Genomic DNA, 19,527 nt, shown 5'->3' on the forward strand with positions numbered 1-19,527 from the left:
CCGCTCAGAGCGTCCGGGCATAGACAAGGTCGCGGAACGGCACGTCCCCGACCATGAAGGTCAGTTCGCCGATCTCGACAAAGTCATGCCGGGCATAGAAGCGCCGCGCCCGATCATTCTGTGGATAGACGGCCAGCAGCAGCCGGCGAGCGCCGCGTCGCCGGGCCTCCGCCAGCACCAGCGCCATCAGCGCATCGCCATTGCCGCCGCCCTGCCATCCGCTCAGCAGATAGATGCGCTTGAGTTCGACATCCGCCCGGTCGTCGGTCGGTACCGGCAGGTCGGGCGGCGTGATCAGTGCATAGCCCACCGGCGCGCCCAATGGCGTCTCGCCGATCAGGATCGTCTGGGCCGGATCGGCGAGGGCTGCACGATAATAGTCCTCGCCATGCGCCTTGCGGATATGGGCGACCAGCGCCTCGCCGGGATGGTCATGGGCAAAGCTGGCCAGAAAGGTGGCGCCGCCCAATATCGCCAATGCGGCGGCGTCGGAGGCGACAGCCGGCCGCCAGTGAATCGGCGTGGTCAAGCTCAGCGCGATCCCGGCCCCAGCGCCGGGTCCAGGTCGCGGGGGCGGGTGAAGCTCAGCAATGTGCCGCACTTGTCCGTCGTCGCGTCCCACTGGTCGATGGCGAGATCCATCACCGCTATGCTGGCGGTCGGAAATTTGATCTCCACATCCTCGCGCAGCGGATTGGCGCGATCATCGGGGACCAGGCTCAGGATCAGTTCCTCGAAACCGGGATTATGCCCTGCCATCAGCACGCTGTCCGCCTCGTCCGGCAAATCGCGCAGCACGTCGATCAGGGTCGGGGCAGAGGCCAGATAGATGCGCCGGTCCCAGCGCGCGTCCAGCGTTTCGCCATAACCGGTGAAGAAGGTGTCGAGCGTCTGCACGACGCGGGCAGCGGGGGAGGCGATCAGCAGGTCGAACCGCATATCCTTGCGCGCGGCGAACTGGCCCATCAGCAGCGCGGCCTTTTCCCCCCGGCGATTGAGCGGCCGGTCGAAATCCCGCGCGACCGGATCGTCCCAATCGGACTTGGCATGGCGCAACAGGGTCAACCGCTTCATTCTCGCTCCAGCTCCTCGCGCCTTGTCGCGGCGGGTATCTCCGGCCGACTCGCAAAAACGCAGAAAACAAAGGCGCCGTGCCCTGTCGGGTCACCGCATGCCGGGTTCGCTTCCCTGATGCCCTAACCTTGTTCGGTCGCCAAGACCAGCGTCCTGCATGTCCCGCGCCTGCATCTTTGCGCTGACGGCGATGATCGCCTCGTCCAGCGTCAGCCGGCGGATCGGCGTGCCGGGCGGGAAGGCGCTCAGCAGTCGGCTCGGCATGGCGGCGGACAGGATCACGAAACTGCCCTTGTCCTCGGCGCGGCGGATCAGCCGGCCGAACGCCTGCGCCAGCCGCGCCCGGATCAGCCGGTCGTCATAGGCGCTGCCACCCCCCGCTAGGCGCCGGGCGGCATGCAGCACGGTCGGCTTGGACCAGGGCACGCCCTCCATCACCACCAGCCGGAGCGAATGGCCGGGCACGTCGACGCCGTCGCGCAGCGCATCTGTGCCCAGCAGCGATGCGCGCGGATCGTCGCGGAAGATATCGACCAATGTGCCGGTATCCATCGGATCGACATGCTGGGCATAGAGCGGCAGGCCGGCGCGGGCGAGCCGGTCGGCGATGCGCGCATGCACCGCCCGCAGCCGCCGGATCGCGGTGAACAGGCCCAGCGTGCCGCCACCCGATGCCTCGATCAGCCGGGCATAGGCGCCCGACATGGCGGCGATGTCGCCGCGCTTGATGTCGGTGACGATCAGCACTTCGGCGCGATCGGGATAGTCGAACGGGCTGGCCGCCTCGAACCGCTCGGCGCTGTGGGGCAGGTGGGTGACGCCGCTGCGGGCTTCGGCATTGGACCAGTCGCCACCACCCTTCAGCGTGGCGGAAGTGACGATCACGCCCTGCGCGGGTTGCAGCACCGCCTCGGCCAGCGGCCGGGTCGGGTCGAGCCAGTGGCGGTGCAGGCCGATATCATATTCGCGCCCCTCGACCCGGTCGACGGTCATCCAGTCGACGAAATCGGGGTCGGCCGGGCCGCCGATCCGCGCCAGCAGCGCCAGCCAGGCGCTGATCAGGTCGCGGCGCCAGCCGAGCGATCCGATCGCCCCTTCGATCCGCGCCCGCGCCGCGCCGTCGAGCCAATCGGGGGCATCCTCCAGCACCGCTTCCAGCCGCTTGGACAGGCGGACAAGCGGCTTCAACAGCGCATCGAGCGCGATCGCCGCTTCCTGTGCCGCCTCAACCAGCGGTCCATCGGGTTCGGCCAGTTCGGTTTCCAGCCCATAGCCGGCATCCGCCTCGCCGCTGTCGGCGGCGCGCGCGAAAACGGTGCCGCGCACCGTGGCGAGCAATTCCTCCAGCGGACCGAAAGGCTCGCCGGCCAGGATGCGCTTCAGCCAATCATCGGCGGGCAAAGCGCGGGCGGCTTCGACCGCGGTGCGGATCGCCTCGCCCCCTTCCTCGTCATAGCTGGCAAGGTCCGACAGGCGCGCGGCCAGGCCCCGGCGGCGGCCGCGCGATCCGCCTTCCGGTCCCATCACCCAGCGCCGCAGTTCGATCGCCTCCTGCCCCGATAGCGCAACCGAAAAGGTCGAATCGGCGGCGTCGAACAGGTGATGGCCCTCGTCGAAGACGATGCGCTGCGGGCGCTGCCCGGTCTCGCGGCCGCGCGCGGCGTTGATCATCACCAGCGCATGATTGGCGATGACGATGTCCGCCTCGGCCGATGCCCGCGCCGACCGTTCGATGAAGCATTTCCGGTAATGCGGGCAGCCGGCATAGATGCACTCGCCGCGCCGGTCGGTCAGCGCGGTGGAGCCGTTGCGCCGGAACAGAATGGGCAGCCAGCCGGGCAGGTCGCCGCCGACCATGTCGCCATCCTTGGAGAAGGCGGCCCAGCGCGCGACCAGTTGCGCCAATATGGCGGCGCGGCCGGCAAAGCCGCCCTGCAACGCATCTTCCAGATTGAGCAGGCAGAGATAATTTTCCCGCCCCTTGCGCACCACCACGCGTCGCGCGGCGGTCGCCGGATCGGGGAACAGGCGCAGCGATTCCCGGTCGAGCTGGCGTTGCAGCGCCTTGGTATAGGTGGATATCCACACCGTGCCCTGCGCCTGCGCGGCCCAGAGCGAGGCGGGGGCGAGATAGCCCAGCGTCTTGCCGATGCCGGTGCCGGCTTCCGCCAGCAGCATATTGGGCTGGTCGCGATGCGTGCGCGGGCGAAAAGCCTCCATCGCGGCGGCGGCATAGGCGCGCTGGCCGGGGCGGGGTTCGGCGCTCGGTCCGGTCAGGCTGTCGAGCCGCGCCAGCACGGCCTCCTCCTCCATCGCGACGGTGCGCGGGGTAGGGCGGGGCGCGGCTTCTTCCCATTCGGGCAGCTTGGAAAAGAGCCAGCGTTCCGCCTCGGCCGGGCGGCTGATGCGCGGCGCGACCAGCGGCGACCAGGGCCAGCGCAGCCGGTGCAGCGCCTGCGCCGCAGTCCAGCCACCCTCTCTTTCTTTCCATTCCGGGGAATCGAGCCGGTCGAGCAGCGCGCGCGCCGCCATTTGCAACAGGGCCGGGATATCGCCTTCCTGTCCCGGCTGCGGCAGGTCCAGCGCCTCGGCCAGCCCCTTGGGCGTGGGCACCAGGAAGCGCGCGGGATGGACGAAGGCCCAGAGTTCCAGCAGGTCGAGGCCGTTGAGATCGGGATAGCCCAGCCGCTGGCCGGTCAACGGTGCATTGAGCAGCAGCGTCGGCGTCTCGGCGGTGCGGGCAATGGCCTGCCCCTTGGCGACGCCCATGGTGCGGCTGCCTTCGCGCAGCCAGATGCCGCCATGGCTGGCATGGAGGGCGGGCAGGACAGCAGGATCGATCACCCGCCCGGCTTAGGGCAAGGCGAACAAAAGGGAAACCGAAATGCGCCGATCAACTGGTCCGGCGGCCAAAACCCATGGGGCCGGAATAGACGAAGGCGGGCGCTGCCGGTCGGGGCTGGAACGCCACCGGCGCGCGGCGGGCCAGGCGCGCCATTTCCAGCTGCTCGAACAACGGCCCTTCGGTCAGGATATAGGGGAAACGGATGCCCATCCGGTCCTCTTCCGACCAGCGCACCGTGCCGAACACGCTATAGCCGTCAATATCCAGCTGACACTGGCTTCCGGTCGGCAGCGAACAGCCGACGACCTGCGCGCCGCCCGCGCTCAGATCGACGATCGTCCCTTCCAGGCTGTCGAGCACGGTCGTGATGGTGATCGCGATGTCGACGGGAATCCGTTCGCGGCTGCGGGGTGTCTGCATGGGAGCCTCCATATGACCAGACCATGGAGGAACAGGGTGAACAAAATCTAAATATGAAGCCCGGTTTAACGCGTTTTTGCCTCCAAAAGCCGTTCCCTTTCGGCCCCCGCGGCGGTAGGGGCTTTGGCATCATGACCATATCCGACATTCTCCGCACCGCCGCGAACGCGTCCAAGGCCTGGCCCTATGAGGAGGCGCGCAAGCTTCTCAAGCGTTACCCCAATGGCGCGCCGGAGAAAGGCCATATCCTGTTCGAGACCGGCTATGGCCCGTCGGGCCTGCCGCATATCGGCACCTTCAACGAAGTGCTGCGCACCACCATGGTCCGCAACGCCTTCCACGCGCTGTCGGACATCCCGACCCGGCTGGTGGCGTTCAGCGACGATCTGGACGGCTTCCGCAAGGTACCGGACAATGTGCCGAACCAGGCGATGCTGGCCGACTATCTGGGCAAGCCGCTGACTCAGGTGCCCGATCCGTTCGAAAAATATGAAAGCTTCGCGCATCACAATAACGCGATGCTGCGCGAATTTCTCGACAGCTTCGGCTTTGAGTATGAATTTGTCTCGGCCACCGAACGCTATCAGGCCGGCGCCTTCGACGAAGCGCTGCGCCAGGTGCTGCGCCGTTATCAGGCGATCATGGACATCATGCTGCCGACCCTGCGCAAGGAACGGCAGGCGACCTATTCGCCGGTGCTGCCGATCAGCCCCAAGAGCGGCATCGTGCTGCAGGTTCCGGTCGAGGTGGTCGATGCCGAGGCTGGTATCGTTCGCTTCGTGGACACTTCCGTTCCTGGGGGCGAGACGATCGAACAGTCGATCCTGGGCGGCGGTGCCAAGCTGCAATGGAAGGTCGACTGGGCGATGCGCTGGTATGCGCTGGGCGTCGACTATGAAATGGCGGGCAAGGATCTGATAGATTCGGTCACCCAGTCGTCGAAGATCTGTCGCGCGCTCGGCGGCCGCCCACCCGAGGGCTTCAACTACGAGATGTTCCTCGACGAAAAGGGCGAGAAGATCTCCAAATCCAAGGGCAATGGCCTCAGCCTAGAGCAGTGGCTGACCTATGGCCCGCAGGAAAGCCTGGCCTTCTACGCCTATCGCGAGCCCAAGAAGGCCAAGCAACTGCACATGGGCGTGATCCCGCGCGCGGTTGACGAATATTGGCAGTTCCGCGGCAATTATCCCAAGCAGGCGATCGAGCAGCAGCTGGGCAACCCGGTCCATCATATCCATGATGGCAAGCTGCCGCAGGGCGAGCTGCCGGTAACCTTCGGCCTGTTGCTTAATCTGGTCGGCGTGATGGGCGATGCCAGTCGTGAGCAGGTGTGGAGCTATCTGCAGAATTATGTCCCCGGCGCCAGCGCGGAAACCTATCCGGAACTGGACGCGCTTATCGGCCATGCGCTCGCCTATCATCGCGATTTCGTCGCGCCGACGCTCCAGCGCCGCGCGCCGCACGCCAATGAAGCGGCCGCACTGCGTCAGCTGGACGAAGAACTGGCCGCCTTGCCGGCCGATGCCAGCGCGGAGGATATCCAGAATATCGTCTATGCCATCGGCAAGGATGAAGCCTTTGGCTTCGCCGAACTGCGCGACTGGTTCAAGGCGCTCTACCAGACGCTGCTGGGCGCCGATCAAGGGCCGCGCATGGGCAGCTTCATCGCGCTCTACGGCATCGACAACAGCCGCAAGCTGATTGCGCAGGCACTCGCCGCCTGATCGGAACGAAGCGCGGGAACCATCGCGCGCGCAGGGCGTTTCGCGAACGGTCCACCCCCCTTTCGGACTGATGGCGTGCCTGGCACGGCATCGGCCGCGCCAGCCCGGAAACGGGGGGCGCGGCCAAGGGGGTAAAGAAAGGCCCCGGACATCGCTGTCCGGGGCCTTTCCTGTTTCGATCGGCTTACCAGAAGAAGCCGCGATGGACGGTCATCACCCGGCCGGTGCGCACATTCACCAGCATCACGTCATTATAGTGGCGGACCCAGCGCTGATTGGCGGCCGGGCGCGGCAGGCGATAGCGATAGGGATCGGCGATATAATAGCGCGAGCTATAATAAGCCGGGCGAAGCTGGGCGCCGGCATTCCAGCGCGAATAGCGGAAGGGCGCATTCCAGTTGCCGCCGCGATAGACGTCGCGATGGCTGCGGCGATAATCCTGCCAGTCTTCGCGCGCTTCCTGGCGGGAGTCGCGGACGTCGCGACGGGCTTCCTTCACATCGCGGCGATCGCCATAGCGCTGGGCCGCGCGCAGGTCGCGCTGGTCTTCGCGCAGCCGCTGCTCGCTGCGGCGGGCTTCGCCATAGGACTGGGCGGAAGCGACGCTGGGGACGACGGTGGCCGCAAGAAGGCCAAGGATGATGATCTTGCGCATATTTCTACTCCCATCAATCTGGAGGCTCGGGGACGCTTCCAACCGCTTCAAGCGGGGCAGGTTCCCTTACCAACATGTTGAATATGGAGTGGATTCGCTGAACCGTCCGGGAACGGCGCTGTCAGGAACCAGTCATTTATGTCGCAAAGTGTAATGGCGCGCGACGTTTTGGGTCAGCGAACCCAGGGGCGTTCGCGAAACCATTTGGTGACGACATATTTGGTGCCCTGCGCCACCGGCCGGGCGGCGTGCAGGCTATAGGGGTTGGGCGCGCCGTCGGGCTTCAGGTTGTTCCAGATCAGGATCATCCCCTCGATCGGCGGCACCATGAATTCGCAGCGTGGAAAATGGGTCTCGCCCCCGCCCTCGACCGGCGACAGATAGATCATCGCCGTCCAGTTACGCTGGCCGCCGGTCTTGCGCATCTCGGGCCAATAGCTGGCATTGACCGGGAAATAGTCGCAATGGACCTTATATTCCTGGCCTTGGGTGTAACGCTGCCCCTGCAATGTCTCGCCATGGTCGGGCTCCAGCCCGGTCATCGCACAGATGCGGGCGCTGATCGCATGGACCAGCGGGTCTTCCCGGTCGAGATTGCAGCTGTGGCTGGTGCGATAATCGGCATTTTCCCGCCCGGTGAACAAAGTCGATGGCTGGGCGCCGGCGTCGATGATCGCGCGCATCACCGCGCATTCTTCGGCGCCCAGGAAATCCTGCCGCCCATAGATTTCCAGATGGGGGCTGTCGATGCGGCTGACCAGCGGGTTGCGGTTCAGTTTCTCGCGCACCCGATCGCCGATCGCGGCGCGGGCGGGCGACGCGGTGCCGCCATCATCCACTATCTCGTTCATGCCGCCTCCCTGCCATTTCCGGCCGGCGCCACGCAATGAAAAAGGGTCCGGTGCGGTGTCGCACCGGACCCAGTGTCCTGAAGGCCAGTTCAGGAGGCTGTCACCAGAAGAAGTTGCGGATCACGTCGACGACATAGCCGTCGCGGATATCGACCAGCAGCGCATCGTCATAATAGCGGATCCAGCGCATCGTGCCGTAGGCGGGCGGCAGGCGGTAATAATAGGGATCGTTCAGCCAGTAATTGCTGCCATAGAGCGGACCCGACAGGAACACGCCGATCGAGAAGCTGCGATAGCCATAATTCCAGCCCGACGGCGCATAATAGCGGCCCATGCGGTAACGGTCGCCATAGCGGCTGCGATAGCCATACCAGTCATAACGCCGATCCTGGCGCCAGCCATTGTCCCAGCGGCGCTGGTCGGCCCAACGGGTGCGATCGTCATAGCGGCGGCCATCATTGTTCCAGTTGCCCGGATAGCCGGGGCGATCGCCGCGCCGGTCATTGTCGCTCCAGCGCCGATCGTCGGGGCGGCCGTCGCGATTGCGGTCATTCCAGTCACGACCGTTGCGATCCCGGTCGTTCCCGTTGCGATCGCGGTCCCAGACCTGCCGATTCCAGTCGGCGCGACTATCCGGCCGCGCGTCTACCCTGCGCCCATCGCCGCGCCCATCGGGACGATCGGTCGGCTGCATGCCGGGGTTCGGATTGCCGGGACGCTGCCAATTGCCATTCGGGCGATCAGCGCGCTGATCGGGCCGCTGGTCCGGCCGGCTTACCCGCTCGGGGCCGCCTTGCCAGCGCTGTGCGGGCACCGCCATTTGCGGACGTCCGCCAGCATTGCCATTGCCGCGATCACCGCCACCCTGCCAGCGGGTGCCGCCCTGGGGCCCGCGCATGTCGCCGCCCCGGTTTCCGGGATTGCCTGCGCCACGCTCGCCGCGCGGACCGCCGCCATTGTCGCCACGCTGGGCATAGGCCGGTGCCACGCCGCCCAGCAGCGTCGCACCCATCAGGCCGGCCAGCATCCATTTCCTCAGCATCGTTCCGATTCCTCGTGCGGGAACCATCTGTTCCCTTCATGCCGCATCTCTACGCGGATGGCGATGTCGCGATGCTGAACTCTTCTGTCAGCGATTTGAAAGATTCTGTCCCGTAACAATGGACAATCTCGATCATTCCATCCATCCCACCATCTTGCATCGGAAAAGCCCGGTAAATGGGCTGTTCGGCGCAAAGCTGATCCAGATCAGTGCAGTGCCGACAAACAACCATTAGGACCAACGGGTGATAAGAACCGCCGATGCCGGCCGCATAAGACAGGCCCTGCGCGCCGCGACGATGGAGAGCCATCAACGGGTCGATGACCTGTTTTCCCATTTTTCGCTCGCTTCCGCGCCAGATTATCGTGCCTTCCTGCGCGCCCATGCCCGCGCGCTGGCCACACTCGAACCGGCCGCACAGCCCGATTCGCCGCGCCTCTCACTGATGGCGCAGGATCTGGCGACGCTGGGCGATGCCATGCCTGCTCCGTTGCCTATGCCGTCCACGGGCGGCGACGGCTTTCGTTGGGGCCTGCTTTATGCGCTCGAAGGATCGCGCCTGGGCGGCGCGATGCTTGCGCGCCAGGTCGCGCAGGATCTGCCCCGCGCCTATCTGTCCGCCGTTCACGGCAAGGGCGGCTGGGTCGCCTTCCAGCAGCAACTGGACGACGCCGCGGCTGAGGGCGATGCAGCCTGGCTGGACGATGCGATCGCCGGCGCCCGGACGGCCTTCACCCTGTTCGAAGCCGGCGCGCGCGCCGAACGGGAGGTCGCCTGTGACTGATGTGACCAGCCCGGACGTGCAGGGCTTTACCGTCGACATCAATAATTGCGATCGCGAGCCGATCCATGTGCTTGGCACGGTCCAGCCGTTCGGCTTTCTTGTCGCCCTGACGGCCGACTGGCTGGTATCGCGCGTCTCGACCAATAGCGCCGACCATATCGGCCTGGCGCCCGACCAGATGCTGGGCCAGCCGATCAGCGCGCTCTTCACCGCCGATGCGATCCACACGCTGCGCAACCGCATCACCCTGTTGCGCGGCCCCGATTCGGTGGAGCGGGTCTTCTCGCTGCCGCTGGTGGAGGGCGGTGCGCCCTTCGACGTGGCCGTCCATTTCTCCGGCCAACTGGTGGTGATCGAGGCGGAACCCGCCGTGCCCGACGAGATGGAGGCCAGTTCCATGGTCCGCTCGATGGTCGCGCGGCTGGCGCAGGCGGACAGCATGACCGCCTTCCTGCGCGATGGCGCGCGCCAGGTCCGGGCGCTCACCGGCTTCGACCGGGTGATGGTCTATCGCTTTGCCGACAATGGCGATGGCGAGGTGGTGGCGGAGGCGCTGCGTCCCGGCATCGACAGTTTCTTCGGCCTGCATTATCCGGCCTCCGACATCCCGGCGCAGGCGCGGGCGCTCTACATGCGCAACATCTTCCGGGTGATCGCGGATATCAACGCGCCGCCGGTGCTGGTCATCCCGACCCTCGATCCCGCCGGGGCCGCGCTCGACATGTCGCTGTGCGTCACCCGCGCGGTGTCGCCGATCCATATCGAATATCTGCGCAACATGGGGGTGGGGGCTTCGCTCTCCATCTCGATCATCGTTGATGGCAAGCTGTGGGGCCTGTTCGCCTGCCACCATTATGCGCCGCGCCTGCCCAGCTTCGCGCAGCGCAGCGCCGCCGAACTGTTCGGCCAGATCTTCTCGATGATGCTGGAAGGCCGCGAGCGGGCGGAAACGGCGAGCTATGAGGGCAAGGCCCGTCAGGTCGCCGACCGGCTGCTCTCCGCCGTCGCGCAGGATCATGACCTGATGTCCAACGCCCGCTGGCTGGGCGACATCATCTTCGACACGATTCCCGCCGATGGCGTGGGCATCTATATCGACGGGCAGATGACCCTGTCGGGCCTGACCCCGGACGAGCCGTCCTTCGCCGCGATCGTGTCGATGCTCAACCGCACCGCCGCCAGCCAGGTCTATACCACCGACAGCATCGCCCGCATCATGCCGGAAGCGCTGGCCCATGCCGATCGCGCCGCCGGCTTGCTCGCCATTCCGATCTCGCGCCGGCCGCGCGACTATGTCGTGCTGTTCCGCGCCGAACAGCTGCGCTCGGTCCGTTGGGCCGGCAAGCAGGACAAGCATATCGAATATGGCCCCAACGGCCCGCGCCTGACCCCGCGCAAGAGTTTCGAGGAATGGTCGGAACTGGTGAAGGGCACGGCCGTCGCCTTCATGCCAGCCGAACTGCGCGTCGCCGAAGCGCTGCGCACGGCGCTGCTGGAAGTCATCCTGCGCCTGTCCGATTCCGCTGACGAGGAACGGCAACGCGCGCATGAGAAGCAGGAATTGCTGATCGCGGAACTCAACCACCGTGTCCGCAACATCCTCGCGCTGATCCGTGGCCTGATTTCCCAGACCCGCGACAGCGCCATGTCGGTCGACCAGTTCATCGGCACGCTGGAAAGCCGCGTCCATGCGCTGGCCCGCGCCCATGACCAGATCACCGCTGATCGCTGGGCGCCCGCGCGTCTCTATGACCTGATCGAGGTGGAGGCTGGCGCCTATCTCGGCGACCGACGTGACCGGGTGAAGCTCACCGGTCCCAATGTGCTGCTGACCCCCGCCGCCTTCACCGTGCTGGCGCTCGTCATCCACGAACTGCTGACCAATGCCGCCAAATATGGCGCGCTGTCGGACAATGGATCGGTGGCGATCGACTGGCATGTCGATGCCGAGGGCAGCCTGCTGCTCCACTGGCTGGAAAGCGGCGGCCCGGCCGTCGTCGCGCCCTCGCGCCGGGGCTTCGGCTCGACCGTGATCGAGCGTTCCATTCCCTATGATCTGGATGGCCGGGCGGAGGTCAATTATCGGCTGGCGGGGCTGGAAGCGCGTTTCTGCATTCCGTCCGCCCATGTCGCCTCGATCCTGCCCGACGTGGCCGGGACCGATCGCGCCAAGCCGGCGCCCGCTCCCTCGCCGCATCTGCTCAAGGGCCGGCAGATATTGCTGGTCGAGGATAATATGATCATCGCCATGGATGGCGAGGATGCGCTGCGCGACCTCGGCGCGCAGGTGGTCACCGCCGCCAGCATCGGCCGCGCGCATGAGGCGATCACGCTCAATCCGGTCGACCTTGCCGTGCTGGACTTCAATCTCGGCAATGAAACCAGCCTGCCGATCGCGGACATGTTGGCGGAACGCGGCGTGCCCTTCCTCTTCGCCACCGGCTATGGCGACGGGCTCGACCTGCCGGATCGATTCAGCGACGTCATCCTGCTCAAGAAACCCTATTCGGGTGCGACCCTGGCGCAGGCGATCGCCCCGATGCTGGCCAGGGGCTGACGGGAAACAGTCGGTTTCCGCCTGGCGCGTTGCGCGGGCGGCGCCGACGTCCGATCTAGGCGGGCATGAAACAGCCAGCCTTGTTCATCCCCCATGGCGGTGGTCCCTGCTTCTTCATGGACCCCGCCGATCCCCAGCACCCGCATAGCGACGCCATGTGGCAGCCGATGCAGGATTATCTCGCCGGCCTGATCGCCGACCTGCCGGAACGGCCGCGCGCAATCCTGCTGGTGTCTGGCCATTGGGAAACGCCCGGATTCACTGTCCATGACGGTAGCCAGCCGCCCTTGCTGTTCGACTATTTCGGCTTCCCGCCGCATACTTATCAGCTCCGCTGGGACGCGCCGAGCGCGCCCGCGCTTGCCGATCGCGCGGCCGAACTGCTGGAACAGGCCGGCTTTCCCACAGCGCGCGAATCCGAACGGGGCTGGGACCATGGTGTCTTCATCCCGATGAAGGTCGCGCTGCCCGATGCCGACATTCCGGTCGCCCAATTGTCGCTGCGCCGCGATCTCGATCCGGCCGCCCATATCGCCGCCGGCCGCGCGCTGGCACCGCTGCGCGATGAAGGTGTGCTGATCGTCGGATCGGGCATGAGCTTCCACAATCTGCGCGTGCGCGGCGCGATGGCGACGGCACCTTCGCTTGAGTGGGACGATGCGCTGCGCGATGCGGTGACCGATCCCGATCCGGCTCGCCGCGCGGCGCGTGTGGCCGCCTGGGATCATCTGCCCCACGCCCGTTTCGCCCATCCGCGCGAAGAGCATCTGCTGCCGCTGATGGTGGCGCTGGGGGCGGGCGGCGAGGACGCCGCCATCTGTGCCCATCGCAGCACGGTGCTGGGCTGGACGGTTTCCGGCTATCGCTTCGGTTAAGGCCGATATTTACGGCTTGCGCAGCGCCGGCACGGTGCGCACCGCCTCGTCCGGCGTGATGCCGGGCGGCGGTGCGGCCTGGATCGGATTGTCGCCGGCCTGATCCTCGCCGCGCATGATCCGGCCAGCACGCTTGATCGCGCCGCGCAGCCGGGGATAGACGCCGCAGCGACAGATATTGGTGATCGCCGCATCGATCTCCGCATCGCTCGGGTCGTTGGTCCGCCGCAGCAATACCGACGCCGCCATGATGATGCCGGACATGCAGTAACCGCATTGGGAGACATTCTCGGCCGCGAACGCCTGTTGCAGCGGATGGCCGCGATCGGGCGACAGCGCCTCGATCGTCGTCACGAACCGGCCCTCGGTCTTGCCGATCGTGACCTGACAGGACCGCACCGCCTCACCATCGATATCCACGGTACAGGCGCCGCAATCGCCCGTGCCGCAGCCATATTTGGTCCCCGTCAGGTTCGACGCGTCGCGCAGCGCCCACAGCAAAGGCGTTTCCGGATCCATCCGATATTGCACCGGCCGGTCGTTGACGGTGAAGCGCGTCATGCCGCCTCTTCCTCCTCCACCTTGTGGTAGAGCACCTCGTTGCGGATATGGATGGTACGCGACGCCAGGCGGATTTCCTGGATGAAGGTGCCGAACGCGGCGGCCTGCAGCACCATCGCCAGGCTGAACAGGATCGCGACCGGCGTGCCGAGATGGGCGTTGAACAGATTGCCCGCGAACAGCAGGATGACGACCAGACAGACCGCGCAGGCCGACGCCACCGACAGGAAGATCGCGCCATTGACCACGCTCATGCGCCGGTCGAGCACACGGATCTCGCTCACCATCCGGTCATGTTCCTTGCCACGCGTGCTCAGCACCCATTCCTCGACTGCGCGGGCGCGATCGATGATGCGAGCCAGCCGGCTGACGCAGACGTTCAGGAACGCACCGATACCGGCGAGCAGGAAGACGGGGGCAAGCGCCAGCTGAATCGTCTGGGCGACCTGGCTGACCTGCGGAAGGGGGATCATCGACTTGGTCCTCTCATCCCTCGCTTCTATCCTTGATCGCGGGCCAAGGGGCAAGGGGGCCTAAAGCAAACGCCGCCGGACAAACCAATGTCCGACGGCGATCATGGTCATGTTTCGGGCGCGCAAGGCGCGTGAAGGTCAGGCAGCGCCCTTCGACGAGGGCGTGTTGACGCCCATCGACTTGAGATACTGCTTGATGTTGCGCGCCGCCTGGCGGAGCCGTTGCTCATTCTCGACCATGGCGATGCGGACATAGCCTTCGCCATCCTCGCCATAGCCCACGCCCGGCGCGACCGCGACCTTGGCATGGGTCAGCAGCTGCTTGGAAAATTCCAGGCTCCCCATGTCCTTGAGCGCGGGCGGCAGCGGCGCCCAGGCGAACATCGACGCGCGTGGCGCGGGAATGTCCCAGCCAGCGCGCGAGAAGCTCTCGACCATCACGTCGCGGCGCTTGTGATAGAGTTCGCGATTCTTGGCGACGATGTCCTGCGGGCCGTTGAGCGCGGCGCAGGCGGCCGCCTGGATCGGCGTGAAGGCGCCATAGTCCAGATAGGATTTCACCCGGCTCATCGCCGCGATCAACTGCTTGTTGCCGACCGCAAAGCCGATGCGCCAGCCGGCCATCGAATAGGTCTTGGACAGGGACGTGAACTCGATCGCGACATCCTTGGCGCCCGGCACCTGCAGGATGGAAGGCGTCGGATTGCCGTCATAATAAAGCTCGGAATAAGCGAGGTCGCTCAGCACCCAGACCTTGTTCTCCTTCGCCCAGGCGACGAGCCGTTCGTAAAAGGCCAGGTCCACCGTCTCGGCGGTCGGGTTGGACGGATAATTGACCACCAGGATCGACGGGCGCGGCACGGTGAAGGCCATGGCGCGGTCGAGCGCGCGGAAATAATTCTCGTCCGGCGTCGTCGGCACCGATCGGATGGTGGCCCCTGCGATGATGAAGCCGAACATGTGGATCGGGTAGCTGGGGTTGGGCGCCAGCACCACGTCGCCCGGCGCGGTGATCGCGGTGGCGAGGCTGGCCAGCCCTTCCTTCGACCCCATGGTCACGACGACTTCGGTTTCCGGGTCGACATCGACGCCAAAGCGGCGGCCATAATAATTGGCCTGGGCCTTGCGGAGGCCCGGAATCCCCTTGGACTGGGAATAGCCATGGGCGTCCGGCTTGCTGGCAACTTCGACCAGCTTGGCGATGACATGATCGGGCGGCGGCAGGTCGGGATTGCCCATGCCCAGGTCGATAATGTCCTCTCCCGCGGCGCGGGCTGCGGCTCGCATCGCGTTCACTTCGGCGATGACATAGGGCGGCAGGCGCTTCATGCGGTAGAATTCTTCGGACATTATAGGGGCTTTCCTGAAAGCTCTCGGTAAGGAATAGTGCGTGGCACGCATTCGGCGTGTCACAATCTGGCTATAACCCGCCAGGCTGCGGCGCGCCAGTGAAAGCGGCTGATATCGGCAATGCCAGGAGGAGGAAGGTGGCCATGGAAACGCAGGATGTCCTGGAGCCCCATCTCCCGACCCTGGCGGAGATGCAGAAATGGACCCAGGTGCTGGGCCGCGCGCAGCAATTGATGCTGGAGCAGGCTGCGGGCGCGACCGGCCGGGTGCTGCCCTTCGATCCCGAAACCGTCGCCCGCATCCAGACCAGCTTTGCTGATGAAGGACTGGCGCTGTGGCAGCGCTTTCTCGATTCCGGCGGCCTGCTGCGCGACCAGCCCGATCCGCCGCCCGCCGACAGTCCGGCCGCGCGCAAGGACCGGCGCTTTGCCGATCCCGCCTGGACGACCCATCCCTTCTACGACCTGATCCGGCAAAGCTATCTGCTGATCTCCGACTATCTGATGAACTTGGCCGATGCGGTCGACGGCGTCGATCCCAAGGCGAAGGCCAAGCTGCGTTTTGCCACCACCGGCATGCTCGACGCGATGGCACCGTCCAACTTTCCGCTGATGAATCCGACGGTCGTGGAAAAGACGATCCAGAGCGGCGGCGAGAATCTGGTGAAGGGCCTCCAGCATATGCTGGCCGACATGGAGAAGGGCCAGCTCACCCATACCGACGGCACCCAGTTCGAACTGGGGCGCAACATCGCCGCGACGCCGGGCAAGGTGGTTCACGAAACCCCGCTCTACCAGCTGATCCATTATGCGCCCTCGACGCCCAGGGTGCTGGCGACGCCGCTGATCATCTTCCCGCCCTGGATCAACCGTTTCTACATTCTCGATCTCTCGCCGGAGAAGAGCTTCGTCAAATGGGCGGTGGACCAGGGGATCAGCGTCTTCCTCGTTTCGTGGAAATCGGCCGACGCCTCGATGAAGGACATGGTCTGGGACGATTATATCCTCAGCGGCCAGGTCGACGCGATCGACACGGTGCGCGACCTGCTGAACGTGCCCAGCGTCCACACCATCGGCTATTGCGTGGCGGGTACGACGCTGGCCGCCACGCTGGCCTTGCTGGCCGCGCGGGGCGAAGCGGACAAGGTGGCGAGCGCGACCTTCTTCACGGCGCAAGTGGATTTCAGTGCGGCCGGCGATCTTACCCTGTTCGTCGATGACGAGCAGATGAAGCTGGTCGACCGTCTCTCCTCCAGCGGCTTCCTCGACGGGCGCTACATGGCGGCGACCTTCAACCTGCTGCGCGGGCGCGACCTCATCTGGAACTATGTCGTCAACAACTACCTGCTCGGCATGGACTATCCGCCCTTCGACCTACTCTACTGGAATGGCGACACGACCAACCTGCCGGCGCGCTGGCATCGCGACTATTTGACCCAGCTCTATCGCGACAATATGCTGGTGGTGCCCGGCGCGATCAGCGTCGCGGGCACGCCGATCGACCTGACGCAGATCCACACCCCCGCCTATGTCCAAGCCGGTAAGGAGGATCATATCGCCCCGCTCGAAAGCGTGTGGAAACTGACCGAGCATCTCGCCGGGCCGGTACGCTTCCTGCTGGCAGGCTCGGGCCATATCGCCGGCGTCATCAACCCGCCGGTCGCACAGAAATATCAATATTGGACCGCCGACGCGCCGCAGCCGACGCTGGATGATTTTGTTGCGGCTGCGCGCGAGACCAAGGGCAGTTGGTGGCCCGACTGGGCCGAATGGCTGCGCGGCATCGATTCGCGCGAAGTGGCTGTCCGCGGCGCGCGCAAGCCGGGCGGCGGCAAGCTTCGGGCAATAGAAGATGCGCCCGGACGCTACGTAAAAGCCCGTTAGAGGCGCGGATTTCAGCCATTCCCCATTGGCCGCTGATCAGTGCCGAAACATCAATATGTCTGATTTGTTGCACTGCACAATGGGCCTTGTAATCCTTTGGGATAAGGCTTATTGTGCAGTGCAACAAACGGAGGATGGTCGATGGCCGTTACCCCTAAGTCTGCGCGTGCCAAGCCGGTCGCGAAAAGCGGTTCCGCAACCTTGTCTGCCAGTGAGGCACTCAAGGCGGCTGAGTCCGCCCTGGGTGAAAAGCCCGCGCCCAAAAAGCCTGCCCCGCGCAAACCCGTCGCCAAGGCTGCTCCTGTGAAGGCGTCCGCGCCCAAGCCGGTAGCGAAGAAGCCGGCGCCGGTCGCTGCTGCTAAAGCCCCTGCTGCGGAACCGGCACCCGTTGCCGATCCGGTGGCGGTGGTCGCGGCGACGACGGCGGTGGATGCCGCACCCGAACCGATTGTTGAAGATGTTGAGGCGGTAGTGGCTCCGGAGCCTGTGTCCGCCCCGAAGACCAAAGCGAAGACGCTGCCTGCCACGGAAGGAACATTGATCATGAACGATATCCTCGAAACCGGTAAGAAGTTCGCCGAAGATACCAAGGCCAAGATGGAAACGGCCTATGCCGACCTGAACGAAAAGGCGAAGGCCGGTGTCGAAAAGTCGACCAAGGCGATGGAAGAGCTGAGCGACATCGCCAAGGGCAATGTCGAAGCGCTGGTGGAATCGGGCAAGATCGCGGCCAAGGGCTTCGAGACGCTGGGCCAGGAAGCCGTCGACTACAGCCGCAAGAGCTTCGAGAAGGCGACCGCCTCGATCAAGAGCTTCTCGACCGCCAAGACCCCGACCGAATTCTTCCAGCTGCAGAGCCAGTTCCTGTCGAGCAGCTTCGACGAGTTCACCAAGGAAGCCGCCAAGAGCAGCGAAGCCTTCATGAAGCTGGCCGGCGACATCAGCCAGCCGCTGACCGCGCGCGTGACCCTGGTCACCGACAAGGTGAAGTCGCTCGCCGCCTGAGGCGGGCTGATTTTACAGCCGAATTTCCGGGCCGATATCCGGCCGGGATGACGAACAAGGGCGATGCTCCGACCGGAGCACCGCCTTTTTTCTCGCCGGGGAAACGTGGTTACGCAGCGATGGCATGCGGTCGGCCCCCTTGCCTTGGCAGGACAAATCGCCATATTCTTCTGCATCATGAACCATCTCTTCAACGCATCGGCAGGCGCGCCCTTCAGGGCCGGTCCGGATCAGGACGATACGGGCGACAATGACCCGAACATCGGCGTCGCCACGCGTACCCGCACCCGCACCAAGAAGCCGTCGCTCTACAAGGTGCTGATGCTGAACGACGATTACACCCCGATGGAGTTCGTCGTGCATGTCCTCCAGCATTTCTTCCGCATGGATATGGAGGAAGCGACGCGGGTGATGCTGCACGTCCATCAGCGCGGCGTCGGCGTGTGCGGCATCTTCAGCTATGAAGTGGCCGAGACCAAGGTGAACCAGGTGATGGATTTTGCCCGGCAGAACCAGCATCCGCTGCAATGCACGCTGGAAAAGGCCTGATATCATCGGGTAAGGGCGCGCGCTTAACCTTTCCTTGGTCAGTGTAGCGCCTCTATTTCAATCAATTACATGATTGAAATACAATGTTTTTTCAGACTTATTCGGCATGAATGGTCCCGCTAAACGAAGTGGGGACTTCCAGCATGACGACTATCAGCAGTTACAACAGCATGACCATGCCGCCATCGCCGCGCATGTCGATGACCAATCGCATCGACGCCGCGGTGGAGGCCGGTTCCATCTCGGAAACGGATGGCGACGCGCTCGAAACCGCGCTCGATTCCATCGACTCCGCGCTCAGCACCTCCGCAAGTTCGGGCAGTTCACGGCTCGATCCGTCTTCCATGAAGGACCGGATCGATTCCCTGATCGATGACCAGGTATCGGCCGGCACCCTGACCGAGGATCAGGCGGCGCAGTTGCAAAGCCTCTTTGCCCAGGGACCGGGCGGCGCGGGGGCGTCGTCCGATGGCGAAGACGGCATGAGCATCGACGGCCTGGCCGCCATGGACGGGATGCAGGGGCCGCAGGGCATGCGCGGTCCGCCGCCGCCGCGCCCGGCCGAGGATAGCAGCGATGACGACAGCAGCACCAGCGAGACGAGTGCGACCAGCGCCACCGATCAGCTGGATTCGATCATCGCCTTCCTCGAAAATCTCCGCTCCAGCCTCAGCCAGTCGCTCTACGGGTCGACCAGCAGCGCCACGAGCAGCAGCAATAGCGGCCTGGTGGTCGACAGCCTCGCCTGACGACATGCCCTTCTGACGAGCGTGGGGGCTCGCAGACATCCGGCCGGCACCATGGGCTATCGTGCGTGGCGCTGGCCGGATGAATTTTCACGATCTTGCCTTCGTTAATATCGGGGGCAGCATTTTGCCG

Annotated in this window: 18 protein-coding genes; 8 read left to right on the plus strand and 10 right to left on the minus strand. The window is 65.2% G+C overall.

Features of this window, described 5'->3' with window-relative positions:
- Nucleotides 1-4: 4 nt before the first annotated feature.
- The 4 genes from ACUCV3_RS11825 to ACUCV3_RS11840 form a co-directional block, all read right to left on the minus strand.
- Entirely contained in the window at nucleotides 5-529 is a 525-nt protein-coding gene (locus ACUCV3_RS11825) for a GNAT family N-acetyltransferase (RefSeq protein ID WP_214863694.1), read from the minus strand.
- Between the two features lie 2 nt (nucleotides 530-531).
- Entirely contained in the window at nucleotides 532-1,074 is a 543-nt protein-coding gene (locus tag ACUCV3_RS11830) for a SixA phosphatase family protein (RefSeq protein ID WP_279729604.1), read from the minus strand.
- A 90-nt stretch (nucleotides 1,075-1,164) separates the two neighbouring features.
- Complete coding sequence (locus ACUCV3_RS11835) at nucleotides 1,165-3,918, minus strand: ATP-dependent DNA helicase (protein ID WP_279729603.1); 2,754 nt, start codon at nucleotides 3,916-3,918, stop codon at nucleotides 1,165-1,167.
- Nucleotides 3,919-3,967: 49 nt separating this feature from the next.
- The gene (locus ACUCV3_RS11840; RefSeq protein ID WP_010336853.1) at nucleotides 3,968-4,339 is read right to left on the minus strand and encodes a PilZ domain-containing protein; all 372 of its coding nucleotides are present in this window, start codon (nucleotides 4,337-4,339) and stop codon (nucleotides 3,968-3,970) included.
- 131 nt (nucleotides 4,340-4,470) lie between these two features.
- On the opposite strand from ACUCV3_RS11840, the gene ACUCV3_RS11845 reads away from it, so the two are divergent.
- Nucleotides 4,471-6,063, plus strand: coding sequence for a lysine--tRNA ligase (locus tag ACUCV3_RS11845; RefSeq protein WP_279729602.1), 1,593 nt, complete (start codon nucleotides 4,471-4,473; stop codon nucleotides 6,061-6,063).
- A gap of 184 nt (nucleotides 6,064-6,247) precedes the next feature.
- Here the strand turns inward: ACUCV3_RS11845 and ACUCV3_RS11850 are convergent, their stop codons facing one another.
- The 3 genes from ACUCV3_RS11850 to ACUCV3_RS11860 all read right to left on the minus strand — a co-directional run bounded on the left by ACUCV3_RS11850 (nucleotide 6,248) and on the right by ACUCV3_RS11860 (nucleotide 8,596).
- Nucleotides 6,248-6,718 (minus strand): RcnB family protein, encoded by a 471-nt coding sequence (locus ACUCV3_RS11850; protein WP_279729396.1) that lies wholly within the window; start codon nucleotides 6,716-6,718, stop codon nucleotides 6,248-6,250.
- A 173-nt stretch (nucleotides 6,719-6,891) separates the two neighbouring features.
- On the minus strand, nucleotides 6,892-7,569 hold the full coding sequence (locus ACUCV3_RS11855; protein ID WP_017499101.1) for a 2OG-Fe(II) oxygenase: 678 nt from the start codon (nucleotides 7,567-7,569) through the stop codon (nucleotides 6,892-6,894).
- A gap of 100 nt (nucleotides 7,570-7,669) precedes the next feature.
- Nucleotides 7,670-8,596, minus strand: a complete 927-nt coding sequence (locus ACUCV3_RS11860; protein WP_432215164.1) for an RcnB family protein — start codon at nucleotides 8,594-8,596, stop codon at nucleotides 7,670-7,672.
- A gap of 313 nt (nucleotides 8,597-8,909) precedes the next feature.
- Here ACUCV3_RS11860 and ACUCV3_RS11865 point away from each other — a divergent pair, with 313 nt between their 5' ends.
- From ACUCV3_RS11865 to ACUCV3_RS11875, 3 genes are all read left to right on the plus strand, one after another.
- Nucleotides 8,910-9,395, plus strand: a complete 486-nt coding sequence (locus ACUCV3_RS11865; protein ID WP_279729454.1) for a biliverdin-producing heme oxygenase — start codon at nucleotides 8,910-8,912, stop codon at nucleotides 9,393-9,395.
- On the plus strand, nucleotides 9,388-11,952 hold the full coding sequence (locus ACUCV3_RS11870; RefSeq protein WP_279729401.1) for an HWE histidine kinase domain-containing protein: 2,565 nt from the start codon (nucleotides 9,388-9,390) through the stop codon (nucleotides 11,950-11,952). Before ACUCV3_RS11865 ends, ACUCV3_RS11870 begins: the two co-directional genes overlap by 8 nt.
- A 65-nt stretch (nucleotides 11,953-12,017) precedes the next feature.
- Entirely contained in the window at nucleotides 12,018-12,827 is an 810-nt protein-coding gene (locus tag ACUCV3_RS11875; protein WP_279729403.1) for a DODA-type extradiol aromatic ring-opening family dioxygenase, read from the plus strand.
- Nucleotides 12,828-12,836: 9 nt separating this feature from the next.
- On the opposite strand, the gene ACUCV3_RS11880 is transcribed toward ACUCV3_RS11875, so the two are convergent.
- From ACUCV3_RS11880 to ACUCV3_RS11890, 3 genes are all read right to left on the minus strand, one after another.
- Nucleotides 12,837-13,388: a (2Fe-2S)-binding protein gene (locus ACUCV3_RS11880; RefSeq protein WP_270092070.1), complete on the minus strand. Its 552-nt coding sequence runs from the start codon at nucleotides 13,386-13,388 to the stop codon at nucleotides 12,837-12,839.
- Nucleotides 13,385-13,861, minus strand: coding sequence for a DUF2721 domain-containing protein (locus ACUCV3_RS11885; RefSeq protein ID WP_037507334.1), 477 nt, complete (start codon nucleotides 13,859-13,861; stop codon nucleotides 13,385-13,387). Before ACUCV3_RS11885 ends, ACUCV3_RS11880 begins: the two co-directional genes overlap by 4 nt.
- A gap of 138 nt (nucleotides 13,862-13,999) precedes the next feature.
- A complete protein-coding gene (locus ACUCV3_RS11890; RefSeq protein WP_004209971.1) occupies nucleotides 14,000-15,211 on the minus strand; it encodes an LL-diaminopimelate aminotransferase in 1,212 nt (403 codons plus the stop codon).
- A gap of 143 nt (nucleotides 15,212-15,354) precedes the next feature.
- Here ACUCV3_RS11890 and ACUCV3_RS11895 point away from each other — a divergent pair, with 143 nt between their 5' ends.
- The 4 genes from ACUCV3_RS11895 (at nucleotide 15,355) to ACUCV3_RS11910 (ending at nucleotide 19,397) form a co-directional block, all read left to right on the plus strand.
- On the plus strand, nucleotides 15,355-17,094 hold the full coding sequence (locus tag ACUCV3_RS11895) for a PHA/PHB synthase family protein (protein ID WP_037518608.1): 1,740 nt from the start codon (nucleotides 15,355-15,357) through the stop codon (nucleotides 17,092-17,094).
- Nucleotides 17,095-17,235: 141 nt separating this feature from the next.
- The gene (locus tag ACUCV3_RS11900; RefSeq protein ID WP_279729412.1) at nucleotides 17,236-18,099 is read left to right on the plus strand and encodes a phasin family protein; all 864 of its coding nucleotides are present in this window, start codon (nucleotides 17,236-17,238) and stop codon (nucleotides 18,097-18,099) included.
- Between the two features lie 177 nt (nucleotides 18,100-18,276).
- The gene (gene clpS, locus ACUCV3_RS11905; protein WP_004209974.1) at nucleotides 18,277-18,648 is read left to right on the plus strand and encodes an ATP-dependent Clp protease adapter ClpS; all 372 of its coding nucleotides are present in this window, start codon (nucleotides 18,277-18,279) and stop codon (nucleotides 18,646-18,648) included.
- Nucleotides 18,649-18,791: 143 nt separating this feature from the next.
- Nucleotides 18,792-19,397, plus strand: coding sequence for a hypothetical protein (locus ACUCV3_RS11910; protein WP_279729414.1), 606 nt, complete (start codon nucleotides 18,792-18,794; stop codon nucleotides 19,395-19,397).
- Nucleotides 19,398-19,527 lie beyond the last annotated feature (130 nt).

The organism is Sphingobium sp. VMM (assembly GCF_056790315.1).

Coding starts and splice junctions, on each gene's coding strand:
- ACUCV3_RS11850 (WP_279729396.1), bottom strand. CDS start 6,718: ATGCGCAAGATCATCATCCTTGGCCTTCTTGCGGCCACCGTCGTCCCC.
- ACUCV3_RS11875 (WP_279729403.1), top strand. CDS start 12,018: ATGAAACAGCCAGCCTTGTTCATCCCCCATGGCGGTGGTCCCTGCTTC.
- ACUCV3_RS11855 (WP_017499101.1), bottom strand. CDS start 7,569: ATGAACGAGATAGTGGATGATGGCGGCACCGCGTCGCCCGCCCGCGCC.
- ACUCV3_RS11910 (WP_279729414.1), top strand. CDS start 18,792: ATGACGACTATCAGCAGTTACAACAGCATGACCATGCCGCCATCGCCG.
- ACUCV3_RS11890 (WP_004209971.1), bottom strand. CDS start 15,211: ATGTCCGAAGAATTCTACCGCATGAAGCGCCTGCCGCCCTATGTCATC.
- clpS (WP_004209974.1), top strand. CDS start 18,277: ATGAACCATCTCTTCAACGCATCGGCAGGCGCGCCCTTCAGGGCCGGT.
- ACUCV3_RS11895 (WP_037518608.1), top strand. CDS start 15,355: ATGGAAACGCAGGATGTCCTGGAGCCCCATCTCCCGACCCTGGCGGAG.
- ACUCV3_RS11830 (WP_279729604.1), bottom strand. CDS start 1,074: ATGAAGCGGTTGACCCTGTTGCGCCATGCCAAGTCCGATTGGGACGAT.
- ACUCV3_RS11860 (WP_432215164.1), bottom strand. CDS start 8,596: ATGCTGGCCGGCCTGATGGGTGCGACGCTGCTGGGCGGCGTGGCACCG.
- ACUCV3_RS11880 (WP_270092070.1), bottom strand. CDS start 13,388: ATGACGCGCTTCACCGTCAACGACCGGCCGGTGCAATATCGGATGGAT.
- ACUCV3_RS11885 (WP_037507334.1), bottom strand. CDS start 13,861: ATGATCCCCCTTCCGCAGGTCAGCCAGGTCGCCCAGACGATTCAGCTG.
- ACUCV3_RS11865 (WP_279729454.1), top strand. CDS start 8,910: ATGGAGAGCCATCAACGGGTCGATGACCTGTTTTCCCATTTTTCGCTC.
- ACUCV3_RS11845 (WP_279729602.1), top strand. CDS start 4,471: ATGACCATATCCGACATTCTCCGCACCGCCGCGAACGCGTCCAAGGCC.
- ACUCV3_RS11900 (WP_279729412.1), top strand. CDS start 17,236: ATGGCCGTTACCCCTAAGTCTGCGCGTGCCAAGCCGGTCGCGAAAAGC.
- ACUCV3_RS11840 (WP_010336853.1), bottom strand. CDS start 4,339: ATGCAGACACCCCGCAGCCGCGAACGGATTCCCGTCGACATCGCGATC.